Annotated in this window: 20 protein-coding genes; 16 read left to right on the forward strand and 4 right to left on the reverse strand. The window is 32.0% G+C overall.

Going from position 1 to position 20,848, the window contains the following annotated elements:
* The first annotated feature begins 2 nt into the window (after positions 1–2).
* Genes B5D14_RS04995 through B5D14_RS05010 form a run of 4 tightly spaced genes read left to right on the forward strand, consistent with a single transcriptional unit; the run spans position 3 to position 5,536 of the window.
* Positions 3–1,034, forward strand: coding sequence for a glycosyltransferase family 2 protein (locus tag B5D14_RS04995; protein WP_078711498.1), 1,032 nt, complete (start codon positions 3–5; stop codon positions 1,032–1,034).
* 2 nt (positions 1,035–1,036) lie between these two features.
* Positions 1,037–1,990 (forward strand): glycosyltransferase, encoded by a 954-nt coding sequence (locus B5D14_RS05000; RefSeq protein ID WP_078711499.1) that lies wholly within the window; start codon positions 1,037–1,039, stop codon positions 1,988–1,990.
* Positions 1,991–2,001: 11 nt separating this feature from the next.
* Positions 2,002–3,531 carry a lipopolysaccharide biosynthesis protein gene (locus B5D14_RS05005; protein WP_078711500.1) on the forward strand — a complete coding sequence of 510 codons (1,530 nt, stop codon included), beginning with the start codon at positions 2,002–2,004 and terminating at the stop codon, positions 3,529–3,531.
* 10 nt (positions 3,532–3,541) lie between these two features.
* On the forward strand, positions 3,542–5,536 hold the full coding sequence (locus B5D14_RS05010) for an immunoglobulin-like domain-containing protein (protein WP_078711501.1): 1,995 nt from the start codon (positions 3,542–3,544) through the stop codon (positions 5,534–5,536).
* A gap of 138 nt (positions 5,537–5,674) precedes the next feature.
* On the opposite strand, the gene B5D14_RS05015 is transcribed toward B5D14_RS05010, so the two are convergent.
* On the reverse strand, positions 5,675–6,205 hold the full coding sequence (locus B5D14_RS05015) for a DUF1836 domain-containing protein (RefSeq protein WP_078711502.1): 531 nt from the start codon (positions 6,203–6,205) through the stop codon (positions 5,675–5,677).
* Between the two features lie 117 nt (positions 6,206–6,322).
* On the opposite strand from B5D14_RS05015, the gene B5D14_RS05020 reads away from it, so the two are divergent.
* The 4 genes from B5D14_RS05020 to B5D14_RS05035 all read left to right on the forward strand — a co-directional run bounded on the left by B5D14_RS05020 (position 6,323) and on the right by B5D14_RS05035 (position 9,906).
* Positions 6,323–7,165, forward strand: a complete 843-nt coding sequence (locus B5D14_RS05020) for a DegV family protein (protein WP_078711503.1) — start codon at positions 6,323–6,325, stop codon at positions 7,163–7,165.
* A gap of 65 nt (positions 7,166–7,230) precedes the next feature.
* Entirely contained in the window at positions 7,231–8,610 is a 1,380-nt protein-coding gene (locus B5D14_RS05025; RefSeq protein ID WP_078711504.1) for an NAD(P)/FAD-dependent oxidoreductase, read from the forward strand.
* Positions 8,611–8,681: 71 nt separating this feature from the next.
* Positions 8,682–9,254: a phosphate propanoyltransferase gene (gene pduL / locus B5D14_RS05030; RefSeq protein WP_078711505.1), complete on the forward strand. Its 573-nt coding sequence runs from the start codon at positions 8,682–8,684 to the stop codon at positions 9,252–9,254.
* Positions 9,255–9,309: 55 nt separating this feature from the next.
* Positions 9,310–9,906, forward strand: a complete 597-nt coding sequence (locus B5D14_RS05035) for an immunoglobulin-like domain-containing protein (protein WP_078711506.1) — start codon at positions 9,310–9,312, stop codon at positions 9,904–9,906.
* Between the two features lie 8 nt (positions 9,907–9,914).
* Here the strand turns inward: B5D14_RS05035 and epsC are convergent, their stop codons facing one another.
* The gene (epsC, locus tag B5D14_RS05040) at positions 9,915–10,445 is read right to left on the reverse strand and encodes a serine O-acetyltransferase EpsC (protein WP_078711507.1); all 531 of its coding nucleotides are present in this window, start codon (positions 10,443–10,445) and stop codon (positions 9,915–9,917) included.
* A 103-nt stretch (positions 10,446–10,548) separates the two neighbouring features.
* Here epsC and cysK point away from each other — a divergent pair, with 103 nt between their 5' ends.
* Positions 10,549–11,472 carry a cysteine synthase A gene (gene cysK / locus B5D14_RS05045; RefSeq protein WP_078711508.1) on the forward strand — a complete coding sequence of 308 codons (924 nt, stop codon included), beginning with the start codon at positions 10,549–10,551 and terminating at the stop codon, positions 11,470–11,472.
* 55 nt (positions 11,473–11,527) lie between these two features.
* Here cysK and B5D14_RS05050 read toward each other — a convergent pair whose 3' ends face one another.
* Together B5D14_RS05050 and B5D14_RS05055 are read right to left on the reverse strand one after the other, a co-directional pair.
* Positions 11,528–12,586: a hypothetical protein gene (locus B5D14_RS05050; protein ID WP_078711509.1), complete on the reverse strand. Its 1,059-nt coding sequence runs from the start codon at positions 12,584–12,586 to the stop codon at positions 11,528–11,530.
* A 1-nt stretch (position 12,587) separates the two neighbouring features.
* A complete protein-coding gene (locus tag B5D14_RS05055) occupies positions 12,588–13,586 on the reverse strand; it encodes a phosphodiester glycosidase family protein (protein ID WP_078711510.1) in 999 nt (332 codons plus the stop codon).
* A 141-nt stretch (positions 13,587–13,727) separates the two neighbouring features.
* Here B5D14_RS05055 and B5D14_RS05060 point away from each other — a divergent pair, with 141 nt between their 5' ends.
* The 7 genes from B5D14_RS05060 (at position 13,728) to B5D14_RS05090 (ending at position 20,846) form a co-directional block, all read left to right on the forward strand.
* Positions 13,728–14,738, forward strand: coding sequence for an acyltransferase (locus B5D14_RS05060; RefSeq protein ID WP_078711511.1), 1,011 nt, complete (start codon positions 13,728–13,730; stop codon positions 14,736–14,738).
* A 34-nt stretch (positions 14,739–14,772) separates the two neighbouring features.
* A complete protein-coding gene (locus B5D14_RS05065; protein WP_078711512.1) occupies positions 14,773–16,608 on the forward strand; it encodes a YgiQ family radical SAM protein in 1,836 nt (611 codons plus the stop codon).
* Positions 16,586–17,422 carry an aldose 1-epimerase family protein gene (locus B5D14_RS05070; RefSeq protein WP_078711513.1) on the forward strand — a complete coding sequence of 279 codons (837 nt, stop codon included), beginning with the start codon at positions 16,586–16,588 and terminating at the stop codon, positions 17,420–17,422. The genes B5D14_RS05065 and B5D14_RS05070 overlap by 23 nt, the downstream gene beginning before the upstream one ends.
* A 43-nt stretch (positions 17,423–17,465) precedes the next feature.
* Positions 17,466–18,191: a glucosamine-6-phosphate deaminase gene (nagB, locus tag B5D14_RS05075; protein WP_078711514.1), complete on the forward strand. Its 726-nt coding sequence runs from the start codon at positions 17,466–17,468 to the stop codon at positions 18,189–18,191.
* A gap of 8 nt (positions 18,192–18,199) precedes the next feature.
* The gene (gene trxA, locus B5D14_RS05080) at positions 18,200–18,511 is read left to right on the forward strand and encodes a thioredoxin (protein WP_078711515.1); all 312 of its coding nucleotides are present in this window, start codon (positions 18,200–18,202) and stop codon (positions 18,509–18,511) included.
* A gap of 211 nt (positions 18,512–18,722) precedes the next feature.
* A complete protein-coding gene (locus B5D14_RS05085; protein WP_078711516.1) occupies positions 18,723–19,262 on the forward strand; it encodes a helix-turn-helix domain-containing protein in 540 nt (179 codons plus the stop codon).
* 15 nt (positions 19,263–19,277) lie between these two features.
* The gene (locus B5D14_RS05090; RefSeq protein ID WP_078711517.1) at positions 19,278–20,846 is read left to right on the forward strand and encodes an ABC transporter ATP-binding protein; all 1,569 of its coding nucleotides are present in this window, start codon (positions 19,278–19,280) and stop codon (positions 20,844–20,846) included.
* Positions 20,847–20,848: the final 2 nt, after the last annotated feature.

Raw genomic sequence — 20,848 nt, forward strand, 5'->3', positions numbered from 1 at the left:
TTATGAATAAAGTTACAGTAATTGTACCAATATACAATGTTGAGCAGTATGTTAGAACATGTTTTGATTCACTTTTGAAACAAACATTTGAAGATTTTGTTGTTTATGCTGTAAATGATGGTTCACCAGCAAATGAACAAAGCATCATTGATGAATATGTAGCAAAATACCCTAATAAATTTGTAGGAATACAAAAAGAAAATGGGGGATATGGTTCAGTTCTTGAAATGGCTATTTCAAAATGTGAAACACCTTATTTCATTATTTGTGATCCAGATGATTATTTAGCGGATGACGCACTTGAACATTTAGTTGATCTTGCAGAGTTATCAGAAGCTGATATTACAATTGGGGCAAAATACTTTATCTATTCAGATGGAACTGATAAAGATTACGATGCAGCATACAATACTGCATTTACAAAATTAAAAGTAAATACAGTTTATAATTCAGGTACAAATGAATATAACGATTTATTTTATATTGATCCATCACCACACAGTAAGCTATACAAAAAAGAAGTAGCTAAAAAGATTAAGTTCTTGCATAAAGTTGGCTATACAGATAATCTTCTTTTCTACATCAGTTTGCTAACGGCAAGCAAAGTAATTTATACAGATAAAGCATGTGCTTATTATTTGGTTGATCGTGCTGGAAATACGATGACTGATATTCGTCCAAAAGCGTTGGATGCACACATTGAAGTATTTAAGACAATTGTTGATCAAGCACAGTCTCTTAATCCATGTGATATGTTCTATTATCGTATGTTTGAGAGTTATAAATTTATTCTTTATCAAACACCAAGAATGATGGGAACTAAAACAGAGTACAAAGAAAAGTTAGATCATTTGTATGAATTTGTAGAAAAACTAATTCCACATCGTAGTCAAATTCAGCCAATCTATAAGAAAAATGCTAAGGGCGGTTTCTTGGAAAAATATCGTGATATGCAATTATTAAAGTCTTCATCTAGTAAAAAAACATATGCGATAATAGAAGAAAAAATGATTCAAAATTTTAAGGAGAAATAACTATGAAACTATCCATCATTGTTCCAATGTACAATGTAGAGAATTATATCCAACAATGTTTGGATAGTTTAGTCAACCAAACATGTAGTGACTATGAGATTATTGTAGTTGATGACGGATCTTCTGATAAGGGGCCTGCCATTGTTGATGAAATGATTAAAAAATATCCAAATCTTATTAAACAAGTTCATAAAAAGAATGGCGGATTGAGTGATGCTAGAAACTATGGATTATCTTTTGCCCAAGGGAAATATATTTGTTTTTTAGATAGCGACGATTATGTAGATTCAACTTTGTATGAAAAGTTAGTTGTAAAAATGGAGGAAGGTTTTGATGTTGTTGTTACAAACATCGAGTATTTTTATGAAAATGGAAATCCTTCTTGGATCATGAAAGGGTTAACTTCATGGCAAGCACCTTCTGTATCAAAAAGAGCTATACTTTCACCAATGTTTGCATGGAATAAAATATATGATGCTCGCTACTTTAAAGAAGATGGATATCGCTATCCTTTGAATACATGGTATGAAGATATACCAGTCACAACACCGATATTTGCTTTAACATCTAAAATTGGGTATTTGGATGAAACATTAATTCATTATCGCCAACGTGAAGGATCAATTATGTCGGTTACAAAGAGTGAGAGACTTAAAGAAATATTTGGAGTCATGGAAAGTGTACGAAATACAATGAAGGATTTAAATTTATTTGATGAATATCATAATGAAATAGAATACCTTCATATTGAACATCTACGACTTTATGGTATGTTCAGATTTCTACGCTCACCAATCTTTGATGAACTATATGATTTATCAGAAGAATGTATGAGTACAAATTTTCCAAACTGGAAGAAAAATAAATATATTAAAAATTTAAGTATCAAAAACCGTGGGTTTCTACAATATTTTAGTAAGAAAACAAAAGCAGTCTTTACAATATTTATCAAGTAGGAGGAACAACTATGCGTACTAAGCATTCATTTTACAATTTCATTGTAAGCTTAATTACAAGCGTTATTTTACCTTTGGTAGGGTTTGTAAAGATAAGTCTTTTTATAGGCTTATATGGTCGAGATATCAATGGATTACAATTAACAATTGCACAAATCATTATGTTTTTAAATATTTGTGAGCTAGCATTTTCATTAGCATTTAGACAATTATTATTTAAGCCACTTGCAAATGATGATAAGGAAGCTGTTTTAAGAATTTATCATGGTGCAAAAAAAGTATTTAATGCAACAGGAACAATTGTTCTAATACTAGGTATTGCCCTTGCTTTCTTATTCCCATTCTTTGCCCATTCACCTTTAGATTATTTCAATACAGTATTAACATTTATTATTCTTTGTGTGCCATATGGTATTTCATATTTCTTAATGGGTCCTAACTTTGTAATTATTGCTGATCAACAAGAGTATAAAATTAATATATGGATTCAAACTTTTGCGATTTTACGTATGGGACTCATGATATTTGTTATTCTAATGAAATTAAATTTCTATTATATTATTCTAATTGAAGGTGCAAATATTTTATTATCAAATTTTGTTGCTCGTCGCATTGCACTTAAAGCCTATCCATGGTTGAAGGATAAACCTAAAGATACGAGTGATAAATCATTTCAACATAGCGCAAAATACACAATTATACAACGATTGTCAGTATTAGCAACTTCCAATACCGATAACATTGTTATCTCCATGTTTATGGGGTATGACATGACAAGTGTTTTCGGAAACTATAGTTATCTAACGGATTCTGTTTCTAAAATTATTAATAGTGCGATAACTTCTCCGATTAATAGTTTTGGAAATTTATTCAATGACTATAGAGCAGATGCATATAATGTATTTACGGAATTCTTTAATTTTGCAACCTATATAGCAAGTGTTATTTCAATTTGTATCTTTGTTGTAATGCAAGAATTCTTAACCTATTGGATGAAAGATCCTGCAGTATATCGTGTAACTGTAATCATGGCTTTCTTGTTTGCTATGAATATCTTCTATTTAACGATGAGAGAACCAATTATTATTTCAAGAGATGCGAATGGCTTATTTAAAAATGCCAAGAATAATGCATACTTAATGGCAATTTCAAAAGTGTTATTATCAATAATACTTATTCGATATTGGGGATTTGCAGGGGTGCTTATGGCGACATTTGTAACAAACTGGATTATTGATTTCTTTTATAATCCAATACTAGTTTATAAAAATGTGTTTAGTTTAAATCCATTGCGCTATTATAAAATGGTTGTTTCTAGACTTCTTTTGGCTTTAGGTATTGGAACAATAGCTTATATTATTTGGAATAATAACCTTGCCTATATTAGTGGAGGTATGATTCACTTTGTGATTGCTTGTTTGATTTTGGGTATATCAGTAGGTGGCGTAATGACTTTAATTTATGCAGTATCATACAAATCATTTAGAAATTTATTTGTTCGTTTATTAAGCATTTTCAGAAGAAGTAGAACTGCTGATTAGGAGAAATTATATGAAAAAAATTCTTGTTGGATTACTTACAGTCTTATTGTTAACAAGCTGTTCAGTTAGCAGTAATTTTAATGGTGAAGTTAAGTTATCGAAAGACAATGAGAATTTGGATTTATGGAATGCACAACGAATTGATGATTCAATCACGGGTAATATCGATTTGCTCAAAAATAAGACATTCAGTATTCGTTTTTGGATTAAACCAACAACAAATAAAGCTGGAACAGTTCTATACACAATAGGTGATCAAAACAACTATGTTCAATTAATTACATCAGGTTCAAATGATACACCTGATGGGACTACCTACAGTGGCATTTCACTTAACGCTAAGGTAAATGGTAGGGAAAGTTGGGTTGTTGCAGAGGGAAATAAAACTTTGCAAACTGGAAGATTCAATTATGTAGTTACACAGTTTCAAGATGGCAAAGCAAGTATTTATTTAAATGGTGAGAAAGTTGCGGAAGGAATTCTTCCTATCGGTTATACGGACAATACACTAACTTTTGGTAGAGATATGCTTTATAATACAAATCATGAAGAAGGATATGTTTCAGAATTGGTTGTGAGTAGTGATTTGTTGGATGAATCAAAAATAAAAGAAATATATGATAATAATTATGGGAATGTTTTACTAGATAGTATTACATTCTCAAATATGGATGATGTGATTAATGCACCGTGGCTTGTAGATACAACAATTGATGAAATACCTGTAACTTGGGTAAGTGATATGCCTGATGTGATGAGTGTTTATGCAAAATTAAATCCAGTCAAAGAAGATACAATTGTTACAATGACTGCAACAATTGACTACAACAATATTAAAACATCAAAGAGTTTTGAGTTTACTGTTAAAGCCTTAACTGATTTAACAAAATTAAATCGTGATGTTGAAGAATGTAACTCTTATATTCAAAAGGTGATTCATGATGGTTTTGAATTACCAACTACATTTACAAATGATTCAAATGTTGAATGGAAAATTACTTCTGGTAATGCAACAATAGAAAATAATAAAATAATCAAACATTCAGAAAAAGAAAAAGAAAATATTATTTTAGAAGCTACAATCACAAATAAAAATGAATCAATCACAAAAACATATGATTTAGTTTTATTAGATCAAGTAGCTGGTTATATACTATCTTACTTCAATGGTAAATTAGGAGAAGAAACTGGGAAACTTGCATACAGTACAGATGCTTTAAATTGGACAGATTTAAAAGGTGGATCAAGCATCATTACAAGTTCTTTAGGTAATGGAAGAGTACGTGATCCATTCATCACTCGCGATAAAGAGGGAAACTTTGTAATACTTGCAACCGAAGGTTTTGATAATCCTTATATCTATATTATGAATAGTCCAGATTTAGTTAACATTACAAGTGAAGAACTAGTGAGGGTAGCATATTTTGATGAAGCACTACAAATGACGGGTAAGCGTGCTTGGGCTCCTGAAATGATGTATGACATGGAAAGTGATCAATACTATATTTATTTTAGTGACCCTGGAGAAAAAGATTTAGTTGGTCATATCTACGCTGTAAATACGAAAGATTTCAAAGAGTTTAGCTATCCGTATTCATATTATAACCCTGGATACAATGTGATTGATGGAACTATATTACCGCTAGATGGTAAGTATTGGATGTTCTATAAGGATGAAAGAAAAGCAGCTCAAACAATTTTCTTTGCATCAACAAATAAATTATCAAATGGCTTTGGATTAGCATATGATAGTAAATTTATTTTTGATCAAAAATATATTGAAGGACCATTTGTTGCACGTGTTGAGGATGGTTATGTATTGTATGTTGATTACTATCCTAAAGGAACTTTCCACGTAGCTAAATTTACAAAATTAGGTGATAAGACAGATTTTGTATGGTTAGATGAATCCAATTATGAATTACCAAATGATGATGTTAGACATGGTTCGATCATACCTGTAACACAAAAAGAATTAGATCGAATTTTATCAAATTATAATTAAATATCTATTGTATTGCGAATGATAAATATTGATTAAAAATATAGCTCAATCCTAGAATACCACTACCTACATTGAAAAAGAAATAGGATGGGTTTTAAAGAATTGAGCTAAAATAATAAGTTAGAATTTAATGAAAAACTAGTTTTCATTATTAATTTCGTTTTCAGTAATTGAATCTAAGTAATTTTCAACCATGTATTTTAATGCAAATGCATAAATGGATGCACGGACAAATAAACGCTCTTCCTTGCCTGTTTGTGAGGTGTCTTTGGACATTTTCATCGAACTAATATCAACGGTGCGAAGAGCGTTTTCTAGTTCTGTACAAAAGTAATCATAAGCAGTCTCAGTTTCAAAATGTTGTTTTTGAACACGAATCATTTTAATGATCTTAGGAATTGGATAGATTTGCTTAAATACACAAATAACCATCAAATAAGCGATATGTTTGCGATTGTAACGTTTCTTTACTGTAGGGGGAATTAAACCACACTTAACATAGTTATTAATCATGGCAGTAGTGATAAGGGAATCTCTTTTATCAATTTGAATGGGTTCAAGAGTATCTTTGAGGTAATTGATTAATTGATCACTATAGATATCAATACTTGGTAATTCATTGTATCTAGGGATATGGAAATGTTTGAACTGCTGATTAAACTTATTCATAAATGACCTCACTTTGAAACAATTCTAACATAAAACAAAAAGGAATTGAATATGCCTTGACATAATAAGTATAATTTCATAACATAATATTGTAAATTAGATGTAAGGAGGAAATTTATGTCTAAATTTGGAATAGTAGTTGATAGTAGTTGTGATTTAAAATCAAATGACATCAATGTTGAAGGAATTGATTTTACGGTAGTTCCTTTAAAAATCATTGTGGGAAGTAATGAATATGTGGATGATGATCAGATTGATGTCAAACAAATGCTTAAAGATATGAATGAGTACAGTGATGCAGCTAAAACCGCGTGTCCATCACCAGGTGATTTTTTAGAAGGGTTTAAGAAATCAGAGAACGTTTTCTGTTTTACCTTAACAAGTGCACTCTCAGGTACTAATAACAGTGCAAATATTGCCAAAACAACCTTAGATGAGGAAGATAAGTCAATTAAGGTTCATGTGTGTGATTCTAAGTCGACTGCAGGACATTTAATCGTATTAATAAAGAAAACAATTGAATTAATACAAGAAGGAAAAACATTTGAAGCAATAAGTGAAGAAATAGAAGAATTTAATAAATCACTGCATCTTGTTTTTACATTAGGTAGCTATTCTAACTTGATTAAAACAGGAAGAATGAGTAACTTTGTTGGTGCAATTGCTTCAACATTAAATATTCGTGCTGTATGTGAGAATACACCAGAGGGTGAAATTCAAATTACAAAGAAAACAAGAGGTCAAAAAGCCGCGTACAATGCTTTAGTAGATCTTATGATGAAAAAGAAATCATTAGATAACTTATCTATCTATATTAGTCATTGTGATAATTTAGAAGCTGCAGAATATATCAAAAATAAAATTCTAGAAACTGCTGGTACAGCAAAAATTGAAATTAGAGATTGTAAAGGCTTAACATCATTTTATGCAATGGCTGGAGGCGTATTAATTGGATTTTAGATATCACTTTCGTGGTATCTTTTTATATGTTAAAATGAACTGGGAAAAGGTAAAAGGAGGAGAAAATGGAGCTAAAACAAAAGTATGATATCGTAATTATCGGAGGCGGTATTGGGGGATTAATGTGTGGATATCGCTTAATCGAGAAAGATCCTAATTTATCAGTATTACTTCTTGAAAGAGGAAATGCTTTAGAATCAAGACAATGTCCAATTATTGCAAAGAAAGTGAATCATTGTATTAAATGTGATCCATGTGCCATTATGGAAGGAATCGGTGGAGCTGGTGCTTTTTCTGATGGAAAATATATTATTTCTACTGAATACGGAGGGTGGCTTCCAGACTTTTTACCAAAAGATGTTGTCATGAATTATATTGAACAAGCTGATTCTGTGCTTGTAAAATATGGTGCGCAAAAAGAAAGATATACACCTGATGATGAACTTAAAAAACTATGTATACAATATGATTTGCATATGCAACAAGCTGAACTAAAACATCTAGGTACTGATGCAAACTATAAAACCATGATGAATATGGTTGAAGAATTAAGAACCAAAATTCAAATAGAAACACGTTGTACAGTAACAGATGTAAATAAAAGTAATAAAGAAGTTACTTTTACTAATGGCAAGGAAGATTTTGTCGTTACAGGTGAAAAAATTGTATTTGCAGTAGGTAGAGCAGGCAGTAGAATGTTTACAAATTGGTGTAAAAACAATGAGGTATCTTTAGAAAACAGCCAGGTCGATATTGGTGTTCGTGTTGAGTGCCCGGCAATTGTTTGGGAACACTTCTCAAAGAAAATTTATGAACCTAAAATTTTATATCGTTCTAAAGCTTATGGCGATGTAACACGTATGTTTTGTTTTAACGAAAGAGGGCATGTAGTGACTGAAAATACAGATGGTGTCTTAACTGTCAATGGACACTCATTTAAAGAATTGGATCGAAAGACAAACAATTCTAACTTTGCGCTCTTGTGCACAATTCGTTTTACCGAACCATTTAATGAACCAATTGAATATGCACGATATGTTGCATCACTTGCAAATAAAATTAGTGGAGGCAGTGTGTTAGTGCAACGTTTAGGTGATTTAGAATCAGGTAAAAGAACAGATGATAAACGTCTTAAACAATCAACTGTACAACCAACGCTTAATGCAGTGCCAGGTGATTTGAGCCTATGTATGCCTAAGCGTCATTTAGATAACATTATTGAAACACTACATGCATTGGATAAAGTAGCACCAGGAATTGCTAATTACGATACATTATTGTATGGAGTTGAATGCAAGTACTATTCTGCTAGACCAAAATGCGAAAACTTTGAAATCGTAGGATTACCTGGATTTTATGCGCTAGGAGATGGAGCAGGATTTACACGTTCTTTATCGCAAGCTGCAGCAAATGGTTTGATTGTAGCGGATTTACTTGTGAAATAATTATACTTATTTGAAGTTTAAGAGAAATAATTCTATAATAGATAAGAAGTTAATGAGAGAGGGATAAAAAAATGAGTGAGAAAGTATTAGTAGAAGTATCAGCACGTCATGTACACGTGTCAAAACAAGATTTAGAAACATTGTTTGGAGCAGGTCATGAATTAACATCTAAAAAAGAGTTATCACAACCTGGCCAATTTGCATGTGAAGAAAAAGTAGCAGTTGTAGGACCAAAGGGAACAATTAACATGTCAATTTTAGGTCCAACTCGTAAAGATACTCAAATTGAAGTTTCTTATACAGATGCAAGAGCATTAGGGATTAATGCACCTTTAAGAGAATCTGGAGATACAAAAGAATCTGCTCCAATTAAATTAGTAGGTCCAAAAGGTGAAGTTGAATTAACTCAAGGAGTTATCGTTGCGAAACGTCATATTCATATGCTTCCAAGCGATGCAGAAAAATTTGGTGTGGAAAATGGTCAAATCGTCGGTGTTAAAATTGACACAAATGGTCGTTCAATCGTATTCGGTGATACAGTAGTTCGTGTTCGTGATGATTTCGCATTAGCAATGCACATTGATACTGATGAAGCAAATGCTGCAGGAATTAGCGGATCAGCACAAGGTGAGATTATAAAATAAGATTGAGGAAACTCAATCTTTAATTTGGTATAATAATTAAAAGAGGAGGATACTTATGAAAAAACTAATTTTATTTCTTCTAATATTCTTGATTGTGGTTGGTTGTGCAAATAAGGCAATGACTAGCAATGAGTTAGAAGATACAACTCCTCCGTGGATTAATGTTGAAAACTATGTATTTGAAACAGAAGTGGGTAATCCAATTAATTATGAAACTGCAACTGCCTATGATGAAACGGATGGTCCATGTGATGTCCGTGTAGTAGGTAGAGTAAATTTTAATGTACCTGGTGAATATTACTTGAAATATACTACGAAAGATATTAGTGGTAATGTTAGTGAAGAACCGTTTACTGTCATAGTTTATAAAGATAGTAAGCAGGAGACATTAGCAGAGAATGAGAATGAATCTGAGGAAATCAAAACTTGTGATCAAGCAAATGCAATGGATAAAAACAAACCTTGTCATGTTGTTGTAAGTGATCTTACAGATTATAAGATGATATTCCAAGATAATGATGGATACAATCGATGCGTTGCCTATGGTGACTCCTTAATGGCAGAAAATGAATCCATTCAATATACTTGTGAAAAATTACTTCGTAATGATAATGAATTATGGGGATATGGTATAAAGGTAAATGAAAAGTGAATCACGAGTTAAAGTGATTCACTTTTTTCTATATTAATTATTTTTGCAGGGATTCCTACTGCAGTTGAGTTAGGTGGAATGTCTTTTAAAACAACAGCGTTTGCTCCAATTTTAGAATTTGTTCCTATTGTAATGTTACCTAATACTTTAGCACCAGCACCAATGACAACATTCTCCTCTAATGTTGGATGTCTTTTCGCATGCTCACGTCCTGTGCCGCCTAAAGTAACACCATGGAATAGTTTTACATTATCTTTAATGATGGTAGTTTCTCCAATAACAACACCCATACCATGATCAATAAAAAGTCCATATCCAATTGTCGCCCCTGGATGAATTTCAATTCCAGTTAGAAATCTCGCGAATTGTGAAAATATTCGAGCAAATAGATAAAAATGTGCTTTATAAAGTAAATTAGATAGACGATGCCATGCGATTGCATGGACACTTGGGTATAGTAAAATAATCTCAATTGCATTTCTAGCAGCGGGATCACTTCGCTTAATATGTTGAATCTGCATTCTTAGGTCTTTGAACATAATTTGCTCCTTAGAGATATATCATAAAGGGTTGAAAAGTATATTTCAACTATATTAATTTTAGAGTGCTATAATACTTACAAAGAGAGGGAGAGATTTAACCATGAAGGTAAACAACATACTTGAAACAATTGGAAGTACCCCGTTAGTGAAGTTAAATAACTTGATGGAAAAGTTTGGTTTAGAAGCTAATCTTTATGCAAAAGTTGAGTTCTTTAATCCTGGTGGTAGCGTAAAGGATCGTATTGCTTATAATATGATTCAAAAAGCAATTGATGATGACGACATTGATTTAGAAACTACAATTATTGAAGCAACAAGTGGAAACACAGGCATTGGTCTCGCTATGGTTACAGCAGCATTAGGTATGCGATGTATTCTTGTTATGCCAGATACGATGAGTATTGAAAGAAGAAAATTAATTGAACAATATGGAGCTGAGCTTGTTCTTACGGAAGGTAAGCTAGGAATGAAAGGAACAATTGAAAAGGCTAATGAATTAATGGCAAGTATACCAAATTCATTTATACCATCACAATTTGAAAATCCAAACAATCCAAGTATACATACCAAAACCACAGCAATAGAAATTTTGCATGATTTAGATAACCAAGTAGATATCTTTGTAGCAGGAATTGGAACTGGGGGAACACTAAGTGGTGTTGGACAAACATTGAAACTCAATAATCCAATAACACAAGTCATTGGTGTTGAACCAAAAGATTCACCTTTATTATCAGAAGGAATATTTGGGCCTCATAAAATACAAGGAATTGGTGCAAATTTTGTACCCATTAACTATAATCCAGGTGTAGTAGATCAAATTGTAACTGCAAGCATTGAAGAATCAATTGATGCTTCAAAAATGCTTACAAGAACAGAAGGAATACTTGCAGGGATTTCAAGTGGTGCAGCTTTAGCAAAAGGATTAGAATTTGCGAAGTTACCAGAAAACAAAGGTAAAAATATTGTTGTCCTATTACCTGATACTGGTGAGAGATACTTATCTACTGATTTGTTTAAATAATAAATTTAAAAGAAGACAAACTCAATAAAGTATTGAATATTGTCTTCTTTTTTGCTTAGTTTGCTTCTGCAATAGCAAGATTAGAAAGTAACCATTTGCCATTTACTTTTAAGAATGTTAATTGGTAGGTACTACTGTAAGTTTGAGAACGCTCACCAACATAAACGATGTAGTCAAAGGATACAGATCCAATAAACCCATCTTCACCAATCTCCACAACGTCAAATACATTCATATTTTTAAATTCAATTGAATCATGTGCTGAAAAATAAGCGTTGTTGAATGAACGAATTGCATCATAGAATTCTGTTTTTGTATAAAGTAATTTACGTAAGTTATTAAATGTTTCATCTTCAGTAATGTACATACAATAAGTTGTAGCTACTTTTTCGATCAATGCTTCATATTCGCTGAGTGTTTCAGTATCAATCACTGGACCTGCATAGTATTGATCGAGAATTGCATCTTTTACAAGGATATATTCATTGTTTTGAACATCAATGATTGGATCACCAATTAGGTTATCAATAAAATATTGAGTAACTAACGGTGCATCTTCTTGATTTTTCAAATTAGAATAAGCTACAGAAGGTATATCTCTTGCGACAATACGATCACTTCCAATATGGTTATCGTTGACTACCATTTGAAGATCAGTCGTAGGTGAATCAATCTTATAGCTGTGAACTTTTGTCAAAGTTCTTGCATTCCATTTGTTTTTATCGGCGTCTTTTTTGATTTCTATTGTTGCAATAGGACTTCCATCAATAATCATGTCATAGTATTGAAATTCTGTTGAAGTATAGTTTTGTTTTTCAAAAGTTGCTTTACTTAAATCCAAATTTCCATAAAAGCTTTTTAAGTATTCTATGTAAGTATCTTTTTCATTATACTGAGCATATACTTTTTTAGACTCTTCATAAATTGCATCATATTGTTTTTGCTCAAGCTGATCTACATAGTGAATTAATGCACCATTTGGTGTAGTACTTTCATAATAGTTTAGCCCAATCCACAATAGTCCAAGAAAGAAAGAACTAATTGCAATTAAGACGAGGAATGTTTGGCCTAAACCTTTATAAAAGCTTAATTGTATTTTCGAATGTCTTTTCATCTTACTTTACTATCCACGCTGTTGGTACGCGGCGATCTCCATTCATTGATACGACATTGTTGATGATTTCTCCCTCATAAACCATAACAGTACTTGACCCACCATCTAAGTTTGCAGCATTCATTGCACCATATTCCATCATAATATCAATACAATCACTATAAGAAGCTCCAAGTGAAGTGGTTTGACGTCCATCAATAGCTAGAAGAAGTACGGCACCGTCTTCTCTTTGACCAATTACAGTACGTGGGTTTAAACCACCACCTGTACCCGTAATTGGAACAGCTTCATAATTTACAATTAATACAGGTCCAAAAGACACAGCGTTTTTTAAATTGTAAGATAAAGCTTGCTCAGCGGTCATATTTCCAACGACTAGACGATTTTTATCATTGAATCCAATCACTGAATAGTAGTCATCTAATTTACCAGTTACAAGTTCACCATCTTTGATAACGATTCCATAAGGAATACTTCCATCACCTTTACCACCTGGATCATCAAAACCTCCAGCATTAATTCCAGCAATTGCATTCTCACTTGCAACGAATTCTTCAACTAAAAATCCTTTTTGACTATCGGTATTCATCAAAACATTAACTCCTAATTCAATGCGTGAAGGATCACGGATAATCATTAATGTTCCTTTATAAGTAGGACCACTAATAGGGATAATTTGAATATTATCTTTTTCACTCTCAGGAATATCAAATCCTTCTGTTGTATAATCAGTAATTTCATCTGTTTGATATAATGTATTCTTTTGTAAGATTTCTTCTATTTCATTGCTAGAGAAAAACAAATGAGCAACAGCTTTTCCTCTGCGTGTTTCCATCAAAGTACTTGTAACAAGATTGCTTAATGTAGGAGAAGGACCTCTTAATATAATTAACGCTGCAATATATGCAGTAATCAAAAATGCGATCATAACAGCTAAAAAAATGAGTATGCTTTGTTTGCTTTTACGTTTTATAGTAGCTTTAATCTTTTTTCTAGTCATTAGTAATTCCTTTCACGATAAAAAACTAAATGAAAATTTAGCGTTTTTATTATAACATACAAATTTGGGTGAAATTTGTGATATTCCAAAAAGTTGAAAAAGTGAAAAATCGTGGTATCCTTATTAAACGGAGGCAAAAAAATGAAAAAAAGAGAAGTTAGTATTGATTTAATCAAGATTATTGCCTCATTTGCAGTTATTTGTTTACATTTAATTGATATACCAAGTAATAAGGTAGACCAATGGGTATATTACTTAAGTGGATGTGCCATTCCGTTATTACTTATGGTTAATGGGTATTTACTATTAAATAAAGATAAGATTACGTTTAAAAGACAATCATTGAAGTCATTAAAAATGTTAGGTGTTGTGTTCTTATGGTGCCTAATTTATAGTTGTATAAATTATTTTACAACAGGGTCTTGGGTTAATCCAATCCAAACAGTTGTGTTGGGATTAATGCAAAAAGGAAATATGTGGCAATTTTGGTTTATTGGTACATTAATCTTAATTCATTTGTTTTTACCATTATTGCATCGAATCTTTATTCATCCAAAAACAGCTTTCTTAATTATAGTACTTTGTTTTTTAATTTGTTTTGGAATTGATATCATCAATGTACTTTTTGTAGCTGTAGATAAACCACTGATTCAATCCTATGTGCCACAAACGTTTAGATTGTGGAACCACTTTGCTTATTTCTTTTTAGGAGGTTTTTTAGGAAAACCTGAGATAAAAGAAATCATAAAGTCAGAAATCAAGATTTGGAAGCATCTATTATTTCTCATCGTCATCACAATTGCAGTTGTGAATTATGAAATGTTTATGGGTGTTAATTATTATGGAACCACCTATGCGGAATTCTTTTATGATAATGCCTTTGTTATGATTTGGATTGTTACACTATTTAGTTTCTTAAATCGCTTGGATATAAAGAATAATGGGATATCAAAATTTGTTTCCTATATTAGTGTAAATACATTTGGTGTTTATGTAATGCATGTTTATTTAATGAGTATAATGCAACTTATATTTGATTACAAGAATCAACAATTCACACTGTTACTTCCCTTCGTAATATTTGTGATTGCGCAAATTATGAGTTCAATTTTAAGAATGAATAAAGCAACAAGAGTTTTAGTTACATTCTAGAAAGTTTGATATAATAGAAGAGGTTGGTGATAAAATGGAATTTTTACCTATAAATCGAGATGAAATGTTACAAAGAGGTTGGCAACAACCTGACTTTATATACGTATCTGGGGATGCTTATGTTGATCATCCTTCTTTTGGTGCGGCAATTATTACAAGAATGTTAGAAGCACATGGCTATAAGGTTGTGATGCTTTCACAACCCAACTGGAAAAAGAATGATGAGTTCTTACAATTTGGTGAACCTCGTCTTGGATTTCTAATCAGTTCAGGCAATATAGATTCAATGGTAAACCATTATTCAGTTAGTAAAAGAAGAAGAGATAAAGATAGTTATACAGATGAAGGGGCTATGGGTAAAAGACCAGATCGTGCTACCATTGTCTATAGTAAGAAAGTTAGAGAACTTTTCCCCAATTCTGCAATTATTCTTGGAGGAATAGAGGCTTCATTAAGAAGACTTGCGCATTATGATTATTGGGATGATAAAATAAGACCTAGTATTTTATTGGATGCTCAAGCTGATATGGTTTTATATGGTATGGGAGAAACAAGTATCATTGAGCTGGCTGAAGCATTAGATGGCGGTTTGAATATAAAAGATATTACCTATATTAGAGGTTCGGTATATCAAACCAATACATTGGATACATTGTTTGAACATGTTGTATTACCAACATTTGAAGAAATAAAAAATGATAAACGTAAATATGCTGAAAGTTTTAAAATTCAACATGAAAATCATGATGCACTTAACGCAACAATACTTGTGGAACCTTATAAAAACTGTTATGTCGTGCAAAATACACCTTCATTACCGCTATCAACAAAAGAAATGGATTTTGCTTATAGTTTACCTTATATGCGCAAGTTCCATCCTCGCTATAAATACATACCTGCAATTGAAGAAGTAAAATTCAGTGTAATTAGTAATCGTGGTTGTTTTGGAAGTTGTAGCTTCTGTGCATTAACGGCACATCAAGGTCGTATCATTCAAAGTAGATCAAAAGAATCAATCGTAAATGAAGTGAAAAAAATCACTGAATATGATGATTTTAAAGGATATATCCATGATGTGGGTGGCCCTACTGCGAATTTCTATCACCCTTCATGTGATAAACAATTAAAAGTAGGTACATGCAAGCACAAAGAATGTTTGCATCCAAAACCATGTCCAAACTTAAAAGTGGATCACAAAGATTATCTAGAAATTCTAAGGGCATGCCGAAAGCTACCTAAAATAAAGAAAGTATTTGTAAGATCGGGAATTCGTTATGATTATTTAATGCACGATAAAGATGATACTTTCTTCAAAGAGTTAGTTGAACATCACATTAGTGGTCAATTGAAAGTAGCCCCAGAACATGTTTCCAATAAAGTATTGGATGTTATGGGAAAATGCAATTTTGAATTATATGATTCATTTACCAAGAAGTATGAACGATTAAATAAAGAAGCGAATAAGAATCAATTCTTAGTTCCGTATTTGATGAGTAGCCATCCTGGATGTGATTTGCAAGATGCAGTTGAGTTGGCATGTTATTTGAAGAGAATTCGTCATACACCACAACAAGTGCAAGATTTTTATCCGACCCCTTCTACCCTAAGTACATGCATGTACTACACGGGGATAGATCCACTGACAGGTAAAAAGGTATATGTAGAAAAGAATTCACATGAGAAACTCTTACAACGAGCACTTATGCAGTATTCTTATCCAAAGAATTATGATTTAGTTTATGAGGCATTAAAAAAAGCAAATCGATTAGATTTAGTTGGAAATAACAACAAATGCTTAATTCCACCTATATACAACAAACAACAAACTCAAAAGAGGGGAGTAGAACATGGTAAGAGTAGAAAACGATAAAGCAATTTTAGAAGTGGGTACAAAAGGTGCAGAAATCACAAGTTTTAAAATGAAAGATACTGAAATAGAGTATATGTGGCAAGGTAACAGTGAATTTTGGGCTGGAAGAAATCCAATTTTATTTCCAATGGTAAGCAATACTTGGAATAAAAAACAAATCATCAATGGAAAAGAATACTTCATGGGCAACCATGGTCTAGCACGCTCGGCTGAATTTGAAGTAGAGAATGTAACTGAATATACAATTACCATGGTATTGAAACAAAATGAGGAAACATTAAAACTATATCCATTTGATTTCACACTAAGAGTAATTTATACACTTTGTGATACAAAAGTACACATTCGATATCAAATCGAAAATCACTCAAAAGAAACAATGCCATTTAGTTTTGGGTTACATCCTGCATTTAATTGTCCATTAACTGAAGGTGAGAAGTTTGAAGACTATCATTTAGAATTTTCTAATGAAGAAGTATTAAATGGATTACTTGGACCATTTAGTTTAAATAATGACAAGAAAATACCTTGCGACTATTCTTTATTTGAAAGTAATCCAACAATTTGTTTTGAATACCCTCAATCATCATCTGTGAAGCTTACTAATGGCAAACATGGTGTCATTGTTGATTTAGTAGGTTATCGATGGTTAGCATTCTGGACAAAGCAAAATGCACCATTTATGTGCATTGAACCATGGCATGGACATGGTGATTATAGTGAAAACGATCTTCCTTTTGATAAAAGAGAAGGAACGATTAACTTAGCACCGAATCATCACTATGAAACAGCGTATTGTATAGAAATTTACTAGAAAACGTGATATAAATATATGAGAAAAGAAGGAGATAGAGGAAATGTTTAAAATCATAGTCGTAGAGAATTACGATGAAGCAAGTAGTGAAGCTTTTAAAGTAATGAAGGAAGAAGTTGTATCTCATGAAAAACCAGTATTAGGTCTAGCAACAGGTTCAACACCAATTGGTCTATATAAGAAAATGCAAGCTGATCATAAATCAAATGGAACATCATATAAGAATGTGATTACATTCAATCTTGATGAATACATTGGTTTACCAAAATCACATGAGCAAACATATTATACGTTCATGCATGAAAACTTATTTGATGGATTAAATATTCCAGAAGAAAATATTCATATACCAGTAGGAGATAGTGACAATGTCCCTGCAGAATGCGTAAAATATGAAGAAGCAATGAAAGAATACAACATTGATATTCAATTATTAGGTATCGGTGGAAATGGTCACATTGGTTTCAATGAACCAGGAACATCATTTGATACATTAACTCATATTGTAGATTTACAAGAAAAAACACGTTTAGATAATGCTCGTTTCTTTGATAGCATTGATGAAGTACCTACTCAAGCAATTACAATGGGTATCGCAACAATTATGAAATCAAAGAAAGTATTACTTGTAGCTACAGGTGAAAATAAAGCTGATGCTATTTATGGCATGATCAAAGGTCCTATCTCTGAAGATTGTCCAGCTAGTGCATTACAAAATCATCCAAATGTTATTGTAATCGTTGATAAAGCTGCAGCAAGCAAACTATAGGTAGCCAAATGAAAGTAATTGAAACAATACAAGAGTTTGACCAACTTATTGAAAGCAACAAACCTGTTTTGGTTGATTTCTTTGCTGAATGGTGTGGACCATGTAAAATGATTGCACCTGTTCTTGAGGAATTAAGTAAATCATATGAAACTATTGAGTTTGTGAAGGTTGATGTGGATGCATTGGGTGAATTAGCGCAACGATATAGTGTGATGTCAATTCCAGCGCTATTTGCATTTAAAGAAGGTCAAGTTGTTAAAAGTGCAGTTGGTTTTCAACCAAAACCTGCTTTAGAATCAATGTTAAATTTAATTAAGTAAGAGACGATAAAACGTCTCTTTTCTTTTGCAATTAAGCAAAATAATGGTGACTACTCTAAAATAGGAATATAATGAACATAAATGTTTATGGTTACTAAACAAAAAGTTTATAAAACCTATTGCATTTTTGACAAGTTTTTGTATAATAATATTTGCGTTTATTAAATGAAAACAAGTAGTTTAGTAATACTAAACAAAAGGAGGCGATTTTATGGACATAGGACATCGAATAAAACAACTAAGGACCAAGAACAATCTAACGCTTGAAGAATTAGCGAGTCGTTGTGAATTGACCAAAGGATTTTTGTCACAATTGGAACGTAATTTAACATCGCCATCCATTCAAACACTGGAGGATATTGCAGAGGCTTTAGGGACAACCATGGCTAAATTCTTCCAAGAAGAAAAAGATGAGAAAATTGTCTTTGGTATTGATGATTATTTTGTAGATGAACGTGATGGAAGCATTGTGAATTGGATTGTACCCAATGCACAAAAAAATGAGATGGAACCCATTCTTTTAGAATTATCAGAAAATGGGGAAAGCCAACTTGTATTACCTCATGAAGGAGAAGAGTTTGGATATGTATTATCTGGACGTATTCGACTGATTAAGGGTGAGAGTAAAAAAGGGATTTCAATTAAAAAAGGTGAGACATTTTACATTAAGGGGAATGAGCAGCACTACTTAAAAAATGATTCAACACAAAGTGCTAAAGTTCTATGGATATGTACACCACCAATTTTCTAGAAGGAGAGGGGATCTATGAAAAAATTAATTCAATTTAAAAACATTGTAAAATCATTTGATAATCAAATTGTATTAAAAGGAATAAATTTGGATATCTATGAAAATGAATTTGTTACATTACTTGGACCATCTGGTTGTGGTAAAACAACATTATTACGTATTCTAGGTGGATTCTTAGAACAAACATCAGGAGAAATTGTCTTTGATGGTGATGAAATTAGTAAGGTTCCAGCATATAAGCGAAACTTAAATACAGTATTCCAAAAATATGCATTATTTCCTCATTTAAATGTTTATGATAACATCGCGTTTGGTTTAAAAATAAAGAAACAATCAAAAGATATTATTGAACAAAAAGTAAATCGTATGTTAAGTCTAGTTGGACTTGAAGGATATGCAAAAAGAAATGTTACTCTTTTATCAGGAGGGCAACAACAACGTGTTGCGATTGCAAGAGCTTTGGTTAATGAACCAGATGTTTTATTGTTAGATGAGCCACTAGGAGCTTTGGATTTAAAACTTAGAAAAGAAATGCAACATGAGCTTAAAAAGATTCAACAAGAAGTTGGAATTACCTTCATTTTTGTAACTCATGATCAAGAAGAAGCTCTTACAATGAGTGATAAGATTGTGGTTATGAAAGATGGAGAAATTATTCAAATTGGTACACCAACTGAAATATACAATGAACCAGTAGATGAATATGTTGCAAGATTTATTGGAGAATCAAATATTATTGATGGGGTAATGAAAGAAGATTATCTTGTTGATTTTGATGATAAAGATTATAAATGTGTTGATCATGGGTTTAGAGAGAATGAACCTGTAGATATTATGATTCGTCCGGAAGACATTGATATTGTCGCAAGAAATAAAGGTGTTTTAAACGGTGAGGTAAAGTCAACATTATTCAAAGGTGTTCACTATGAAATCATCGTAGAAACAGTATCAGGGACTTCAAAAACAGTTACAATGCATGTTTTAGGAAATAAAGATATTGTCAATGAAGAAGAAAAAGAAAAGATAAGTGCAAGTAACTTCTATATGGATTTAGAAGATGTACCTAATTTAACAACGGGTGATGTGACTGCACGTGCCAATGCACAAGCATGGAACTTTGATAATGAAGATTTATCAATCAGTAAAGTGACTTATGATGTGAAAAATGAAAAAGGTGTATATCCTTGTACATTTGAAACAAGTAATGGAACTGCGGTAACAATCAATATCACAGTAGTAGAGCCAATCTTTACAGAAGATGCTACTAATGAAGAAGCTGTACAAGCATTTGATTTCTACAAAACAGTTGATGAAATTAAAGAAAGTATTGCGCTTGATACTGATTTAAAACGTTGGGCAAATGCAACTGCATGGTCACTTGAAGATGACAGTGTTGTAGAAATTTATGATGTGAAATATGATTTTGATGATGAAAATATAACTGAAGGTGATTATCAAATCACATTCGCAACTAAGGGTAGAGAATTTAAAATTCACACAACTGACTACAAAAAAGAAGGCATGAAGGTTGGTTTATCATTTGCACCTGAAGACATTCATGTTATGAGTAAGGTTGGTTTTTAGAC

Origin of the sequence: Anaerorhabdus furcosa, from assembly GCF_900167375.1 — a bacterium.
GTDB lineage: Bacteria > Bacillota_I > Bacilli_A > Erysipelotrichales > Erysipelotrichaceae > Anaerorhabdus > Anaerorhabdus furcosa.

What these genes read in the sequence shown, in the direction of transcription:
- B5D14_RS05065 (WP_078711512.1), top strand. Translation starts at nt 14,773, where the DNA reads ATGGAATTTTTACCTATAAATCGAGATGAAATGTTACAAAGAGGTTGG.
- B5D14_RS05050 (WP_078711509.1), bottom strand. Translation starts at nt 12,586, where the DNA reads ATGAAAAGACATTCGAAAATACAATTAAGCTTTTATAAAGGTTTAGGC.
- cysK (WP_078711508.1), top strand. Translation starts at nt 10,549, where the DNA reads ATGAAGGTAAACAACATACTTGAAACAATTGGAAGTACCCCGTTAGTG.
- B5D14_RS05070 (WP_078711513.1), top strand. Translation starts at nt 16,586, where the DNA reads ATGGTAAGAGTAGAAAACGATAAAGCAATTTTAGAAGTGGGTACAAAA.
- B5D14_RS05055 (WP_078711510.1), bottom strand. Translation starts at nt 13,586, where the DNA reads ATGACTAGAAAAAAGATTAAAGCTACTATAAAACGTAAAAGCAAACAA.
- B5D14_RS05060 (WP_078711511.1), top strand. Translation starts at nt 13,728, where the DNA reads ATGAAAAAAAGAGAAGTTAGTATTGATTTAATCAAGATTATTGCCTCA.
- epsC (WP_078711507.1), bottom strand. Translation starts at nt 10,445, where the DNA reads ATGTTCAAAGACCTAAGAATGCAGATTCAACATATTAAGCGAAGTGAT.
- B5D14_RS05035 (WP_078711506.1), top strand. Translation starts at nt 9,310, where the DNA reads ATGAAAAAACTAATTTTATTTCTTCTAATATTCTTGATTGTGGTTGGT.
- pduL (WP_078711505.1), top strand. Translation starts at nt 8,682, where the DNA reads ATGAGTGAGAAAGTATTAGTAGAAGTATCAGCACGTCATGTACACGTG.
- B5D14_RS05005 (WP_078711500.1), top strand. Translation starts at nt 2,002, where the DNA reads ATGCGTACTAAGCATTCATTTTACAATTTCATTGTAAGCTTAATTACA.
- B5D14_RS05020 (WP_078711503.1), top strand. Translation starts at nt 6,323, where the DNA reads ATGTCTAAATTTGGAATAGTAGTTGATAGTAGTTGTGATTTAAAATCA.
- B5D14_RS04995 (WP_078711498.1), top strand. Translation starts at nt 3, where the DNA reads ATGAATAAAGTTACAGTAATTGTACCAATATACAATGTTGAGCAGTAT.
- B5D14_RS05025 (WP_078711504.1), top strand. Translation starts at nt 7,231, where the DNA reads ATGGAGCTAAAACAAAAGTATGATATCGTAATTATCGGAGGCGGTATT.
- B5D14_RS05015 (WP_078711502.1), bottom strand. Translation starts at nt 6,205, where the DNA reads ATGAATAAGTTTAATCAGCAGTTCAAACATTTCCATATCCCTAGATAC.
- B5D14_RS05010 (WP_078711501.1), top strand. Translation starts at nt 3,542, where the DNA reads ATGAAAAAAATTCTTGTTGGATTACTTACAGTCTTATTGTTAACAAGC.
- B5D14_RS05085 (WP_078711516.1), top strand. Translation starts at nt 18,723, where the DNA reads ATGGACATAGGACATCGAATAAAACAACTAAGGACCAAGAACAATCTA.
- nagB (WP_078711514.1), top strand. Translation starts at nt 17,466, where the DNA reads ATGTTTAAAATCATAGTCGTAGAGAATTACGATGAAGCAAGTAGTGAA.
- B5D14_RS05000 (WP_078711499.1), top strand. Translation starts at nt 1,037, where the DNA reads ATGAAACTATCCATCATTGTTCCAATGTACAATGTAGAGAATTATATC.
- B5D14_RS05090 (WP_078711517.1), top strand. Translation starts at nt 19,278, where the DNA reads ATGAAAAAATTAATTCAATTTAAAAACATTGTAAAATCATTTGATAAT.
- trxA (WP_078711515.1), top strand. Translation starts at nt 18,200, where the DNA reads ATGAAAGTAATTGAAACAATACAAGAGTTTGACCAACTTATTGAAAGC.